Genomic DNA, 14,284 nt, shown 5'->3' on the forward strand with positions numbered 1-14,284 from the left:
GGGATATACCTCGGAAATTCCGATGTTTTAGGTAGAAACTTGCGATTTTTTATAACAAATAAATTTAGCTAGACTCACAACATTGTGAAATTTCGGAGTGTCTTATGGAAAGGGCAATTAGGAACTTTTTGAGCCAGGAATCAGCAGGGGGTATTCTTCTGTTGATTGCCGTGGCATTTGCCATGTTAATGGCCAACTCACCACTGTCTTGGTTGTACGAAGGCTTTTTGGATACCCATATGCAGGTGCGCTTTGGCGCGCTGGATATAGATAAGCCTTTACTGCTGTGGATTAATGATGGCTTGATGGCGCTGTTTTTCCTCCTGATTGGTCTGGAAGTGAAGCGTGAATTGCTGGAAGGTGCACTGTCGAGTGTATCCAAGGCATCTTTGCCAACCTTCGCTGCTATTGGCGGTATGGCAGCCCCTGCTGCGTTTTATCTGCTGTTTAACTTTGATGACCCAATTACCCGTGCGGGTTGGGCTATCCCTGCTGCTACTGATATCGCTTTTGCCCTCGGTATCATGGCGCTGCTCGGTAGCCGTGTACCTGTGGCGCTGAAGGTGTTCCTGCTGGCACTGGCAATTATCGATGACCTGGGCGTTATCGTGATTATTGCGCTGTTCTACAGTGCGGACCTGTCGGTGTTGAGTCTGGTGATTGCGGCCATTGCGATGACAGGGTTGTTTGCCCTTAACCGCAAGGGAATTACTTCGCTGGCGCCTTACGGTGTCGTGGGGGCCATTCTCTGGGTTGCCGTGCTTAAGTCCGGTGTACATGCCACGCTGGCCGGTGTGATTATCGCCTTTGCGATTCCGCTTCGTGCCAAAGATGGCAGCTCGCCATCTGAGAGCCTGGAGCACAGCCTGCACCCGTGGAGCACCTTTATGATCCTGCCGATCTTTGCGTTTGCCAACGCAGGTGTACCACTGGGTAACATGAGTCTGGATACTCTGTTCTCACCTGTTCCTATGGGGATTGCTGCAGGCCTGCTGCTGGGTAAGCCTATCGGTGTGATGCTGTTCAGTTATGTAGCGGTAAAACTTAAGCTGGCTGAGCTGCCAGAGGGCATTACCTGGCGCCATATTTTCCCGGTTGCCGTGATGTGTGGTATCGGTTTCACCATGTCCATGTTTATTGCTTCACTGGCATTTACCCATGGTACCAATGGTTATGGTGACCTGGCTCGACTCGGTATTTTGCTGGGGTCTATGCTGGCAGCAGTGATTGGTTACCTGTGGTTGTCGAAAGTTCTGCCTGAACAAGGAGAAAAAGCATGAAAATAAAAATATTAGCTGCGACTTGTTTGTTTGGTTTATCCACCCTGGCGCAGGCTGAGCCACTGCGTGTCTGTAACCAGGATGTCAACTCAGTAAAATGTCAGGCTTATCTTGAAGGGATTGTTGACGGTGCGCTGATTTTCAAGCCCAACGCCATGGGTGAGCGTATCCAGACCGATGGCTATCAGTCCCGAGCACTGAAGTACCGCGGTGGTAAGCGTTATCAGGAGGCCAACCGCAGATTCTGTGCCGACCGTCTTCCTGATCGCGATGAGCTGGTCTCAGCGGTAACAGAAGCTGTGACCTCAGGTGAGATTGACAGTATTGAAGCTCTGAACGATGCAGTCCGTAACCTGCTGGATTGTCAGCGCCTAAACTGATGCCAATCACTCTGTATTAAGTTATTATCCAAGCCGCTCATTCGAGCGGCTTTCTTTTTGGTCTCTGAAACAGGGAAAGGTTGCATGTCTCACCTCAACTACAACCACTTGTATTATTTCTGGATGGTTAAGCGCAAAGGCTCTGTGGCCAAGGCGGCTGACGCCTTATGTCTGGCGCCTCAGACTGTTACCGGGCAAATTCGGGCGCTTGAGGGCAGGCTGGATGGTGAGCTGTTTCGCCGCGCAGGAAGAAATCTGGAGGCTACTGAGCTGGGTGAGCTGGTATTTCGCTACGCCGACAAGATGTTCAACCTAAGCTATGAAATGCTGGATCTGCTCAACTATCAGGATGATGAGTCTGTGCTGTTTGAAGTGGGCATTGCCGACGCACTGTCCAAAGCCCTCTCAAGCCGAATCCTGCTGTCAGTGGTGCCGCCCGATGGCAGTATGCGACTGGCCTGTTATGAGGCAACCCACGACGATTTGATGGAGAGGTTAAGGGATCACAAACTGGATATGATCCTGTCTGACTGTGCCGGTGAATCACTCAAGTATCCAGAGATCCTCTCCAAAAAGCTGGGAGAGTGTGGCATCGGATTTTTCTCCGCCAATGCGGTTCCCGGCGACTTCCCTGCCTGTCTGGAAACTATGCCGTTGCTGATCCCCTCCAAACGCACCTCTCTTGGGCAGCAGCTCTACCGCTGGTTTGATGATAATGGCCTTAAGGTCAATATTCTCGGGGAGTTTGATGATTCCGCGATGATGAAGGCTTTTGGCTTTTTCGAGCAGGGGATTTTTGTGGCTCCGGCCATCTATAAGCAGGATATTTTTGCACAGGACATCCAACTTATCGGTGAAACCAATGAGGTCCGGCAGGAGTACCATGTGATGTTTGCCGAGCGAATGATTCAGCATCCGGCATTGAAACGCTTATTGGAGAATGATTTCAGTGAGCTGTTTGCGGGAGAAGATGCCCGCGTGAAGTCGCTGCAAAATTAATTATTGAACCGGGTAAACTGGTTTTTTGCCAGCTCGATTTTAGATCTGTGCATTGCTAAACTTGCAGCACAATAATGATAAGGAGTTTTCAAGTGTCTGATTTAATGAGTACTGCCAGAATTAAATGGGCTTGTCGCCGCGGCATGCTGGAGTTGGACGTACTGTTTCAACCTTTTGTTGAAGAGCGCTATGAAGGCCTGTCTGATGAAGACAAGCAGGTCTTTGCCAGACTCTTGTCTTGTGAAGATCCCGAATTATTCGCCTGGTTTATGGGACATGAGCAGTGCGCTGACCCTGAACTGGCGCAAATGGTAATTACTGTCCGTGGCCGTCCGGCGCCATAACTTCCATCTAAGTTCCTCTATTCAGCAGCGACTGAGTTTTCTGGTCGTTGCTGCACTGTGCCTGAGTAGCTTTCTACTTTGGCCCAAAGCCTATCCTGATATTTTCTTCTGGTTCAAAGCGCTGACCTTTGTGTTGGTGGTGGCTGCGCTGGGCAGGGCGTTCTTGCGTCTGGTGCGCTGGCAGCTTGATCTCAGCCTGGATGAAGAGGGGGAATACTGGTTATTGAATGGTAGCGAATGCGAGCCGGTTCGCAGCTATGTGATGCCTCTGGTGTGCCTTGTTTATGTTAAAGTTGACCGGCAAGAGCGATTGGTAATCGTATTCAAAGACATGCTGAGTGAGGCGGATTATCGGGCACTTTGTCGGGTGCTGCTACGGCATCAAAAAGGGAGCCATGAGGCTCCCTGAAAAACCCTAAGCCACTATTACTGTGGCTGAAGTATGGTCGGTTGAGGATTGTCGCTTTGCTCCGGATGGTCCAGATTGCAGTGCAGTCCGCGACTTTCTTTGCGGGACATGGCGCAGCGAATAATCAGCTCGGCGACCTGAACCAGGTTACGCAGCTCTAAAAGGTTATTACTGACGCGGAAATTTGAGTAGTACTCATCGATCTCCTGTTGCAGTAACTGCACCCGTCGCAGCGCCCGCTCCAAACGTTTGTCGGTACGTACTATGCCTACATAGTCCCACATAAACAGACGCAGTTCATGCCAGTTGTGAGCAATCACTACCTCTTCATCTGAATCACAAACCTGGCTTTCATCCCAGGCAGGCAGAGGACCAGGCATAGGGATCTTACCCAACAGGCTTTCAATGTCCTCGGCGGCAGCCCGGGCAAACACCAGACACTCCAGCAGCGAGTTACTGGCCAGACGGTTGGCTCCGTGGAGGCCGGTATATGCGACTTCACCAATGGCATAGAGTCCGTTGAGGTCAGTCTGGCCATGCAGATCTGTCATTACACCACCACAGGTATAGTGTGCGGCCGGCACCACAGGGATGGGCTCTTTGGTAATGTCTATGCCAAGAGAAATACAACGCTGGTATATCGTCGGGAAGTGTTTAATCACAAACTCTTCCGGCTTGTGGCTGATGTCCAGATAGACACAGTCTGCACCCAGACGCTTCATCTCAAAGTCGATGGCGCGGGCGACAATATCTCTCGGTGCCAGTTCGGCACGTTCATCAAATTCCGGCATAAAACGGCTGCCGTCTGGGCGACGTAAATACGCCCCTTCACCGCGCAGTGCTTCGGTCAGCAGGAAGTTACGGGCATCGGCGTGGTACAGACAGGTGGGGTGGAATTGATTGAACTCCATATTGGCCACCCGACAACCGGCACGCCAGGCCATGGCGATACCATCACCACTGGCTATATCCGGGTTGGACGTGTACTGGTATACCTTGGAGCTGCCACCTGTAGCCAGGGCCACAAAGCGGGCTCGCACTGTTTCCACATGCTCCTGGTCACGGTTCCATACGTAAGCACCCACTACCCGGTTACCACTGCGCCCCAGTTTTCTGGTGGTAATCAGGTCAATCGCATTGTAGCGCTCAAGCACTTTAATATTGGGGTGGGCCAGCGCTCTTTCCTGCAATGTCATTTGCACGGCTTTGCCGGTGGCATCTGCAGAGTGAAAAATACGTCTGTGACTGTGTCCACCTTCGCGGGTGAGGTGATAAGGCGCTTCATCTGCGTTGGCGAAGCCTTCCTCTTTGTCAAAGGCAACACCTGCGTCAATCAGCCACTGCATCGCGCCTTTGGCATTGGCTGCTGTATAGGTAACGACTGTTTCGTCACACAAACCGGCACCTGCCACCAGGGTATCGGCTACGTGGGACTCAATGGTGTCTTCTTCATCGTTGAAGACAGAGGCTATGCCGCCCTGGGCGTAGTAGGTAGAGCCCTCTGACAGAGGACCTTTGGATAGCAAAATGACCTTGGCTTTCTCGGCCAGATGCAGTGCCAGTGTCAGGCCTGCGGCACCACTGCCAATTACCAGCAGGTCAGATTGGTGTTCAACTGCTTGTTTCATCGGGTATCATGATGGCTTTGAAGGTTTGCCTATGGTAAACCATGTTTTGAGTCTAAGACGCGAAATTTTTTAAAACATTACAGAACTTTTTCAAAAGGCATCAGTCTACATAAGTGAATGAGATTCGAGCGACTGGAAAATCAGTAAGTTAATTGGGAGAAGTCGGCTCGGATGAGTGGACAAAACAGTGATCTGCAACTCGTAGAGAGAGTGCAGCGCGGCGATAAAAATGCGTTCAATCTGCTGGTGCAGAAGTATCAGGGGAAAGTCATTAACCTGATTGCCAGATATATCCGGAATCAAGCCGATGTGGCCGACGTGGCACAGGAAGCGTTTATCAAGGCTTACCGGGCACTTCCCAACTTCAGGGGCGAAAGTGCGTTTTATACCTGGCTGTACCGGATTGCGGTTAATACCGCCAAGAACCATCTGGCGGCGCAGGGGAGAAGAACCCCGGCCAACGATGTGGATGCAGAAGAAGCCGAATATTATGAAGGTGCCGACGCATTACGTGAGGTGGACTCTCCGGAGCGCTTGATGTTGTCGGACGAAATCAGGGCGGTGGTGTTTGAAACGCTGGAAACACTGCCGGAAGAATTAAGAATGGCAATCACCCTGCGTGAGCTGGACGGAATGAGCTATGAGGATATTGCCAAAGTAATGGACTCCCCGGTGGGAACTGTACGTTCGCGTATATTCCGCGCCCGGGAGGCGATAGACAAAAAGCTCCAGCCGTTGCTGGAAAATTGATAATGAGCAAACAGGTGCACAATGGATAAATTAGGTCAGGAGTGGGTATCTGCTGCAGTAGATGGCGAAGTCGAAGGACAGGCTATGGCAGATCTGGCAGCCGACAAAGGTTCTCACGATAAGTGGCGTAACTATCACATGATGGGTGATGCCATGCGTGGGGAGTTACCTGATACAATCAATCTGGATTTATCAGCGCGTATTGCTCAGGCCATTGATGATGAGCCCGCTATTGTCGCGCCAAACATTCAGGTGACTGCTAAAGCCGAGGTTGATAAGCCCAGGGGGAATGTGGTCCCTCTGTTCAAGCAATTTGGCCAGTATGCTATTGCTGCCAGTGTTGCGCTGGTTGCTGTTATCGGTGTTCAGAACTACCAACAGCAAGGTCCTGATCAGGAACCAATGTCTGTGCTGTCGACCCGTCCTCTTGTGGGTACAGCATCTCCGGTTAGCCTGCAAACTGGCCCGGTCCAGCAGGTTCAGTCCGGTAACAGTAATGAGCAGGTTTATGAGCAGCGTCGTCGTCTCAATACCTATATTCAGGACCACATGCTGCAGCAAAGATTGAATTCAGGCGTGGCGCTCGATAACAGCGCTGATATTATGCCGGAACACCAACACTGATTAAGGAAGCCGCTTGCGTACTTTTCTGCTGGCTCTGTTGATTGCCGCCTTCCCGGCGGCAGCTCAGCAACAGGAGCTTTCTGCCAAAGCCTGGCTCGAGCATATGAGCGAAGGGCTGAAGCAACAACAATTCAAAGTTTCTCTTATTCACCTCCAAGCTGACCATATTCGACCACTTGTCTATCTCCACGGCAAAGTCGACGAGAAGGAAGTCGCCTTTTTGGAGCACCTGAATGGTCCGCCAAAGAACGCGGTGCGCGTTGGCAATACCGTGACTTTTCTGGAGCATGACCAGCCCGCATACAGCGTATTGGCGTCAAGAATACAGGGCGTTTGGCCAGCAGCTTTCTCTGATGAGATAAGTAAGTTGGAGCGCGGCTATGAGTTTGTCCTCGGGGGCCGCAGTCGCATTGCCGGCAGACCCGGACAGATGATCCGAATTATTCCCAAGGATAACACCCGCTACTCCCATCAGGTTTGGGTGGATATGGAGAGTTTCCTGCCGCTGCGATATGACCTGATCACCGGCGAAAAGCAGCTGGTAGAGCAGATTATGGCTGTGGAGTTGATTGTGCTGCAGGCTCCACCGGCCCTGTTGCAGGAAGCTGCTGAACAGGAGTGGCCTGCGGTGATTAACACTGCTGAACGTGCCGATGGCCAAAACTGGAAGTTCAGCTGGTTACCTGAGGGCTTCGAGGTAATGGTGCGCGATCACCACCGCCTTATCGGCAGCCAGGAAGCGGTTGAGTATGTGGCGCTGACAGATGGCCTGGTTAATGTATCTGTGTATGTTGCCCGGGCATCTGAAACCCCTCTGCCTGAGGAACTGATTACCCGCAGTGGCCTGTCTTTGGTGACTGAAAACCGTGGCAATGCTGAAATTGTGGTCATGGGCAAGTTGCCACCTGAGACACTTAAGCGTATCGCCGACAGCCTTAGACTGGATTCCCAGCCATGATGGAGCAAAAGGCCAGAGTCATTGGCCAGGACAGTCCGGATTGGGTATTGGTTGAAGTCGAGATGCAGTCTGCCTGCAATCATTGTGATAACAGCGACAATTGCGGCACAGGCTCAGTGGCCAAAGCGTTTTCGGCCAAACTGCAACAGTTTGCTGTGCCCGCTGACAGGCGTTATGAGGTGGGGGACCTGCTGAAGCTGGGGTTACCCGAATCAGTGGTACTCAAGTCTGCGGCGCTGGTCTATTTACTGCCTCTGTTTGGTCTGCTGAGCGGCGGCTTACTCGGGCAGGTGATAGGGGGGCAATTGGGCCTTGATGCCAACGCTCTGGCCATGGCCGGAGGCCTTACCGGTGGCTTTGTCTGTTGGTGGCTGGGTAAGCGTCAGGCCAGATCTCTGGAAGCTCAGGCGCAACCCATTATTCTCTCCTACCTGGGTAAACAGGTTACAGGCCAGGGCGCCTGAACTCATCTGCTATCAAGGAGCGATACCGGCTGCATTGAATGTGATTGGTATTGCTACCCTAATCAGGTACAATTTCGCACCTTTATACAGAATCCATTTTTCAGCTCAGCCTTTGCAGCGGTACGGAGTAATTTGAATAGCGGTTTTGAAAATTAAACTAATTGATTTTCAAACTGATTTTATTCCGGGTGAAGAAGCTGTCCTTCAAGCGCAGTGACACTGAGAGCAAGGCCCGAGACTTTCAATTTGAGTGAAAAGAAGTCCATGATTAACAAGAATATTCGAAATTTTTCGATTATTGCTCATATCGACCATGGTAAGTCGACCCTGTCGGATCGTCTTATCCAGGTGTGCGGTGGCCTGACCGACCGTGAAATGGCGCAGCAGGTGCTCGATTCTATGGATCTGGAGCGTGAGCGCGGCATTACCATCAAAGCCCAGAGTGTGACTCTGGATTACCAGGCCAAAGATGGTGAAACCTACCAGTTGAACTTTATTGATACTCCTGGCCACGTGGACTTCTCTTATGAAGTATCCCGCTCGCTGGCGGCCTGTGAGGGTGCGCTGTTGGTAGTGGATGCCGGTCAGGGTGTAGAAGCTCAGACGCTGGCAAACTGCTATACCGCACTGGACATGGACCTGGAAGTGGTTCCTGTACTTAACAAGATTGACCTGCCTCAGGCTGAGCCTGAGCGTGTTGCGGCGGAAATCGAAGATATCGTGGGCATCGAAGCTCAGGATGCTGTTCGCTGTTCTGCCAAGACAGGTATCGGTGTTGAAGATGTATTGGAAACCATCGTTGCTCAGATCCCGGCTCCTGAAGGTGATACTGAAGCCCCTCTGCAGGCGTTGATTATCGACTCCTGGTTCGACTCTTATCTGGGCGTTGTGTCTCTGGTGCGTATCAAGCACGGTAGCCTGAAGAAGGGTGACAAGTTCAAGGTGATGAGCACAGGCCAGACCTACAACGCTGACCGTGTCGGTATCTTCACTCCGAAGAAGAAAGACAAGGACGAGCTGAAAACAGGTGAAGTAGGCTATGTGATTGCCGGTATCAAAGAGATTCACGGCGCACCGGTAGGTGACACCCTGACTCATGCCAAACATGGTGCTGATAAGCCACTGCCTGGTTTTAAAAAGGCCAAGCCTCAGGTATATGCCGGTGTATTCACCATCTCTACCGACGACTATGAAAATTTCCGTGACGCACTGAACAAGCTGAGCCTGAACGATGCGTCTTTGCAGTTTGAACCTGAAACTTCTTCTGCACTGGGCTTTGGTTTCCGTATCGGTTACCTGGGTCTGCTGCACATGGAGATCATTCAGGAGCGTCTGGAGCGTGAATACAATCTGGACCTGATCACCACAGCACCAACCGTGGAATACGAAGTGCTGCTGACCAATGGTGAAACGGTTTACGTCGATAACCCTTCAGATCTGCCTGCGCTGAACTATGTTGAAGAGATGCGCGAGCCTATCGTTGAAGCCAATATTCTGGTGCCTAAAGAGTATCTGGGTAACGTTATTACACTGTGTGTTGAGAAGCGTGGCGTACAGAAGAACATGGTTTACCACGGTAACCAAGTTGCGCTGACCTATGATATCCCGGCAGCAGAAGTGGTAATGGATTTCTTTGACCGTCTGAAATCAACCAGTCGCGGTTATGCGTCTTTGGAATACAACTTCATTCGCTTTGAGCCTGCAGATATGGTGCGCCTGGACGTACTGATCAATGGTGACCGCGTTGACGCGCTGGCGATGATTATTCACCGCTCCAATATCCGTCATAAGGGTATTGCTCTGGTGGATAAGATGAAAGAACTGATCCCACGGCAGATGTTTGATATCGCCATTCAGGCAGCTGTCGGAAGTCAGATTGTGGCTCGCTCCACAGTGAAAGCTCTTCGTAAGGACGTAACCGCCAAATGTTATGGTGGTGACGTATCCCGTAAGAAGAAACTGCTGCAGAAGCAGAAAGAAGGTAAGAAGCGCATGAAGCAGCTGGGTAACGTGGAGGTGCCTCAGGAGGCCTTCCTGGCGGTACTTAAGCTGAACGATTGATGCTTAAAAGAATAGCGCCGCGATAAGCGGCGCTTTGGTTAGTTGGCCTGAATAACCGGGTCAACTGATACCAATAGCATTGGATTGTTGTTTTGGTTTTGCCTAATCAGACAAATTCCTGAATGATAACTGTCTAATGCAATTGGTATATTGCCGATAGTGGGTCAAGGGTGACCCGTATTTTCAAGGCAGGAGTAAACTCTAAGTATGGCGGCCTATTTTTCAATTATTCTGGTCGTGGCCACTTTGGCTACCGGGCTTATCTGGCTCTATGACGTGCTGTTTCTGGCTCCCAAGCGCCGTGAGAAACTGGCACTGGCAGAAGCGGGTGGCACAGTAACAGAAGAAGCCAGAGAAAATATGCTGAGAGAGTCCACTGTGGTGGAAACCGCTCACTCGGTATTCCCTGTTATCGCGTTTGTGATGGTTTTGCGCTCTTTTATTTATGAGCCGTTTCAGATCCCATCGGGCTCTATGATGCCAACTCTGTTGGTAGGCGATTTCATTCTGGTTGAAAAGTTCAGCTATGGTTTGCGTGATCCCGTGTGGAGGAGCAAACTGGTGGAAACCGGTGAGCCCGAGCGCGGCGATGTCGCGGTATTTAAGTATCCTGAAGACCCCAAGGTTGATTACATCAAGCGAGTTGTGGGTTTGCCCGGTGATAAGGTGATATATCGCAACAAGCAACTGTGGATTCAGCCCAAGTGCGAGGCGGGCAGTGATTGCTCTGGCCCAAAACTGGTGGAGCGTGCTGAAGTTAACCGCGGTGAGTTTGTTCAGGACGGTATCCCGTTGCTGAGATATAAAGAGCAACTGGGAGATGTGACCCATGACATACTGATCAACCCTGCGCGCAGTGAAATGAAGCAGTTCTTCTACCGTCAGGGTGATCTCCCGGCAGGAGAATGGATTGTGCCGGAAGGCCAGTATTTTGTGCTGGGTGATAACCGTGATAACAGCCGCGACAGTCGCTTCTGGGGCTTTGTTCCCGAGGCGAATCTGGTGGGTAAAGCTGTGGCTATCTGGATCAGCTTTGAGTTTGATCGTCAGCCTTCAGATCTACTGCCAACCTGGATCCCATCAGGTGTAAGATTTAACCGTATTGGTGCAATTCATTAAGCATTATGGAACCGATTAAAAATTTGCCACGTCTGTGTCGTATTCTGGGTTATCAATTCAACAATATGGAGTTGTTGACCCAGGCGCTGACCCACAGAAGCGCGGCCAACAAACACAATGAACGCCTGGAGTTTCTCGGCGATTCAATTCTATCTATTGTGATCTCAGATGCCCTGTATCACCAGTTTCCAAAGGCTACTGAAGGTGATTTGAGCCGTATGCGTGCCACTCTGGTTCGCGGTGATACTCTGGCGAAAATTGCCCAGGAATTTAAACTGGGCGAGTACCTGCATCTGGGCCCGGGTGAACTTAAAAGTGGCGGTCATCGCCGTGAGTCCATTCTGGCCGATGCGGTGGAAGCGATTATTGGTGCTGCTTATCTGGACTCAGATCTTGAAACCAGCCGTGCACTGCTGCTGGCCTGGTATGATGTACGCCTGAAAGAGATTCAACCTGGGGTCAATCAGAAAGACGCCAAAACCCAACTGCAGGAACATCTGCAGGGATTTAAAAAGCCACTGCCTGACTATCAGGTAGTGAAGGTTGAGGGCGAAGCCCATGACCAGACATTTACCGTAGAGTGCCGGGTAAGCGATATGAATCAAGCTGTTATCGGTGTGGGCAGTTCCCGCCGTAAAGCCGAACAAATGGCGGCTGCCCAGGTGCTGGAGTTATTGAAGAAATGAGTGATAAAGACTTGCCAAAGCAACCGGACACGGAACTGCCGGAAGTGGAAGCCAATGAGCCTTCACTGGATGAACTGCTGGCAAGGATGAACCAGGGCAATGCGCCCCAGTACGAGGTCACCTACTGCGGTATGGTGGCCATTGTTGGTCGCCCAAATGTAGGTAAATCGACTCTGCTGAACCGCTTGTTGGGTCAGAAGCTGAGTATTACCTCCCGCAAGCCACAAACCACACGTCACCGCATTATGGGGATCCACACTGAAGGCCCTCGCCAGATAGTGTTTGTGGATACTCCGGGTCTGCATATCGAAGAGAAGCGTGCCATTAACCGTTTGATGAACCGTGCCGCTGCCAGCTCTCTGGCAGATGTGTCCATGGTGATCTTTGTGGTTGATGGTATGACCTGGACTGCTGACGACGACATGGTGCTGAATAAGTTGCGCCGTGGAGCGGACGAGCGTCTGACTGTACTGGCCATCAACAAAGTAGATCACCTGAAGGATAAGGAGGCGCTGTTCCCTTATCTGGAAGAGGTGTCAAAGAAGTTTCCGTTTGATGAGATCCTGCCGATTTCAGCCAAACAGGGAACCAATGTTCAGCGGATTATGGAATTGGCGACCGAAACTTTGCCTGAGTGCCCATTCTATTTTCCTGAAGATTATGTCACCGATCGCTCTCAGCGTTTTATGGCGTCTGAGATCGTCCGTGAAAAACTGATGCGTTTTCTCGGCGATGAGCTGCCTTACGATGCGACTGTGGAGATCGAGCAGTTCAAGATGATGGAAAATGGTGTTTATCAGATAAACGCCCTGATTCTGGTTGAACGTACCGGTCAGAAGCGCATGGTGATTGGTAACAAAGGCGAACGCATTCGTACGATCGCCACCGAAGCCCGTAAAGACATGGAGCGCCTGTTTGATAACAAGGTGTTCCTGGAGGTCTGGGTTAAGGTTAAGTCCGGCTGGGCCGATGACGAGCGCGCCCTGCGCAGTCTCGGTTATGGCGAAGACTGATTAGCCATCGGGACACAGCATATGGAAAGAGGCTATGTCCTGCATTCCCGCCCCTATCGTGAGACCAGCGTTATTGCTAATCTGCTGGTCGATGGTTTAGGGCGTGTCGATGCCGTTGTCCGTGTGGGCAGCGGCAAACGCAATCTCAAAAGCATTATCCAACCCTTTCAACCTCTGATTTTTTCCCTGACCGGTCGCAGTGAGCTCAAGACCATGACCCAGGTCGAGCCCATGTCACCTGCTATCCCGCTGACGGGGAAAAGCCTTTATGCAGGTATCTACCTTAACGAGTTAATGATTAGGACCTTGCAGCATGGCGGAGAGAGTCTGTTCATCTGTTATCACAAGGCGTTGATGGCGTTGGCGCGGGAGTTTGGTGAGGCGCAGCTGCGTTACGTTGAGATGTCGCTGCTGAAAGAGCTGGGCGCCATGCCATCCCTTGAGCATGACGGTCACGGCAAAGAGATTGAACCCACCTTGAATTATCAATATCTGGTGGAGCAGGGATTCTGGCCTGTCGCTGATGGTGCGGGAAAGATTCGGATTTGGTCCGGCGCGGGTCTGCAGAGATTTGCTCAGGGCTGCCTGATTGAGGAAGATCTGCCAGCCGCCAAGGGCCTGATGCGGATACTGCTGCAGCCCCTGCTTGGCGAGAAGCCCTTGCTCAGCCGGGCACTGTTTGCTGCCAATCTCTCTTCGGTGAACTCCAACCAGTCGTAACAGTTACTCTTTTCCTTCTGTATGAGTACAATAACCGCCAATTAAATCAGCGTTCCAGTTGGAAAGGAGAACCGGAATGAGCGGTATTTTGCTCGGAGTTAACATAGATCATATCGCCACCTTGCGTCAGGCGAGGGGCACCAACTATCCGGACCCTGTGCACGCGGCAGCAGTCGCAGAGCATGCCGGTGCCGATGGCATTACGATTCACCTTCGCGAAGACAGACGACATATCCAGGACCGAGATGTTTACCTGCTGGCAAAGACACTGAAAACCAGAATGAACTTTGAGTGCGCTGTGACCGACGAGATGTTGGATATCGCCTGTGAGCTCAAGCCAACTTACGTATGTCTGGTGCCTGAAAAACGTCAGGAGTTGACCACAGAGGGGGGACTGGATGTCGCCGGTCAGAAGGACAAGATTAAAGCTGCTGTTGCAAGACTCGCAGCAGAAGGCATCAAAGTATCCCTGTTTATTGATGCTGATAAAACTCAGATTGATGCCACTGTGGAAGTCGGCGCGCCCTATATCGAAATTCATACGGGCTGCTACGCCGATGCCACTGATGATGCAACCCAGGCAAAAGAGCTGGAGCGCATTAAAACCATGGCAGCCTATGCCCATGGTCAGGGACTGGTAGTTAATGCCGGACACGGACTTCACTATCACAATGTTAAAGCGGTTGCCGCGATTCCAGAACTATATGAGTTGAATATCGGCCATGCCATTGTTGCCCGTGCAGCGATTGACGGATTGGAAAAAGCGGTAAGGGATATGAAAACCCTGATGTTGGAAGGACGTCGCGGCGAGTAGTCGGAGCGTCGGAGACAGGGAAGGCGGGAGAACAG

Annotated in this window: 16 protein-coding genes; 15 read left to right on the forward strand and 1 reads right to left on the reverse strand. The window is 51.4% G+C overall.

What is annotated here, in order from left to right:
* Positions 1-104: 104 nt before the first annotated feature.
* From nhaA to ACFOE0_RS05695, 5 genes are all read left to right on the forward strand, one after another.
* Positions 105-1,280, forward strand: coding sequence for a Na+/H+ antiporter NhaA (nhaA, locus tag ACFOE0_RS05675; protein WP_248935081.1), 1,176 nt, complete (start codon positions 105-107; stop codon positions 1,278-1,280).
* Positions 1,277-1,660, forward strand: coding sequence for a hypothetical protein (locus ACFOE0_RS05680; RefSeq protein ID WP_115135790.1), 384 nt, complete (start codon positions 1,277-1,279; stop codon positions 1,658-1,660). The genes nhaA and ACFOE0_RS05680 overlap by 4 nt, the downstream gene beginning before the upstream one ends.
* An 84-nt stretch (positions 1,661-1,744) precedes the next feature.
* Positions 1,745-2,659, forward strand: coding sequence for a transcriptional activator NhaR (gene nhaR / locus ACFOE0_RS05685; RefSeq protein WP_248935080.1), 915 nt, complete (start codon positions 1,745-1,747; stop codon positions 2,657-2,659).
* 104 nt (positions 2,660-2,763) lie between these two features.
* Positions 2,764-3,003, forward strand: coding sequence for an FAD assembly factor SdhE (locus ACFOE0_RS05690; protein ID WP_248935531.1), 240 nt, complete (start codon positions 2,764-2,766; stop codon positions 3,001-3,003).
* Positions 2,984-3,412: a protein YgfX gene (locus tag ACFOE0_RS05695; RefSeq protein WP_248935079.1), complete on the forward strand. Its 429-nt coding sequence runs from the start codon at positions 2,984-2,986 to the stop codon at positions 3,410-3,412. The genes ACFOE0_RS05690 and ACFOE0_RS05695 overlap by 20 nt, the downstream gene beginning before the upstream one ends.
* A gap of 17 nt (positions 3,413-3,429) precedes the next feature.
* On the opposite strand, the gene nadB is transcribed toward ACFOE0_RS05695, so the two are convergent.
* The gene (gene nadB, locus ACFOE0_RS05700; RefSeq protein ID WP_248935078.1) at positions 3,430-5,040 is read right to left on the reverse strand and encodes an L-aspartate oxidase; all 1,611 of its coding nucleotides are present in this window, start codon (positions 5,038-5,040) and stop codon (positions 3,430-3,432) included.
* Between the two features lie 171 nt (positions 5,041-5,211).
* Between nadB and rpoE the strand changes: the two genes are divergently transcribed.
* The 10 genes from rpoE (at position 5,212) to pdxJ (ending at position 14,249) form a co-directional block, all read left to right on the forward strand.
* Positions 5,212-5,790: an RNA polymerase sigma factor RpoE gene (rpoE, locus tag ACFOE0_RS05705; protein WP_115135785.1), complete on the forward strand. Its 579-nt coding sequence runs from the start codon at positions 5,212-5,214 to the stop codon at positions 5,788-5,790.
* A 21-nt stretch (positions 5,791-5,811) separates the two neighbouring features.
* The gene (locus ACFOE0_RS05710) at positions 5,812-6,414 is read left to right on the forward strand and encodes a sigma-E factor negative regulatory protein (RefSeq protein ID WP_248935077.1); all 603 of its coding nucleotides are present in this window, start codon (positions 5,812-5,814) and stop codon (positions 6,412-6,414) included.
* Positions 6,415-6,427: 13 nt separating this feature from the next.
* Positions 6,428-7,372: a MucB/RseB C-terminal domain-containing protein gene (locus ACFOE0_RS05715; protein ID WP_248935076.1), complete on the forward strand. Its 945-nt coding sequence runs from the start codon at positions 6,428-6,430 to the stop codon at positions 7,370-7,372.
* Positions 7,369-7,836 (forward strand): SoxR reducing system RseC family protein, encoded by a 468-nt coding sequence (locus ACFOE0_RS05720; protein WP_248935075.1) that lies wholly within the window; start codon positions 7,369-7,371, stop codon positions 7,834-7,836. The genes ACFOE0_RS05715 and ACFOE0_RS05720 overlap by 4 nt, the downstream gene beginning before the upstream one ends.
* 264 nt (positions 7,837-8,100) lie before the next feature.
* Positions 8,101-9,897: a translation elongation factor 4 gene (gene lepA, locus ACFOE0_RS05725; RefSeq protein WP_248935074.1), complete on the forward strand. Its 1,797-nt coding sequence runs from the start codon at positions 8,101-8,103 to the stop codon at positions 9,895-9,897.
* Positions 9,898-10,104: 207 nt separating this feature from the next.
* Positions 10,105-11,016, forward strand: coding sequence for a signal peptidase I (lepB, locus tag ACFOE0_RS05730; RefSeq protein ID WP_248935073.1), 912 nt, complete (start codon positions 10,105-10,107; stop codon positions 11,014-11,016).
* A 5-nt stretch (positions 11,017-11,021) separates the two neighbouring features.
* The gene (gene rnc, locus ACFOE0_RS05735) at positions 11,022-11,702 is read left to right on the forward strand and encodes a ribonuclease III (protein ID WP_248935072.1); all 681 of its coding nucleotides are present in this window, start codon (positions 11,022-11,024) and stop codon (positions 11,700-11,702) included.
* Positions 11,699-12,715 (forward strand): GTPase Era, encoded by a 1,017-nt coding sequence (gene era, locus ACFOE0_RS05740; RefSeq protein ID WP_248935071.1) that lies wholly within the window; start codon positions 11,699-11,701, stop codon positions 12,713-12,715. Before rnc ends, era begins: the two co-directional genes overlap by 4 nt.
* A 21-nt stretch (positions 12,716-12,736) precedes the next feature.
* Positions 12,737-13,435, forward strand: a complete 699-nt coding sequence (gene recO, locus ACFOE0_RS05745; protein WP_248935070.1) for a DNA repair protein RecO — start codon at positions 12,737-12,739, stop codon at positions 13,433-13,435.
* A gap of 76 nt (positions 13,436-13,511) precedes the next feature.
* Positions 13,512-14,249 (forward strand): pyridoxine 5'-phosphate synthase, encoded by a 738-nt coding sequence (gene pdxJ / locus ACFOE0_RS05750; protein WP_248935069.1) that lies wholly within the window; start codon positions 13,512-13,514, stop codon positions 14,247-14,249.
* Positions 14,250-14,284 lie beyond the last annotated feature (35 nt).

Origin of the sequence: Shewanella submarina (assembly GCF_042646185.1) — a bacterium.
Classification (GTDB): domain Bacteria; phylum Pseudomonadota; class Gammaproteobacteria; order Enterobacterales; family Shewanellaceae; genus Shewanella; species Shewanella corallii.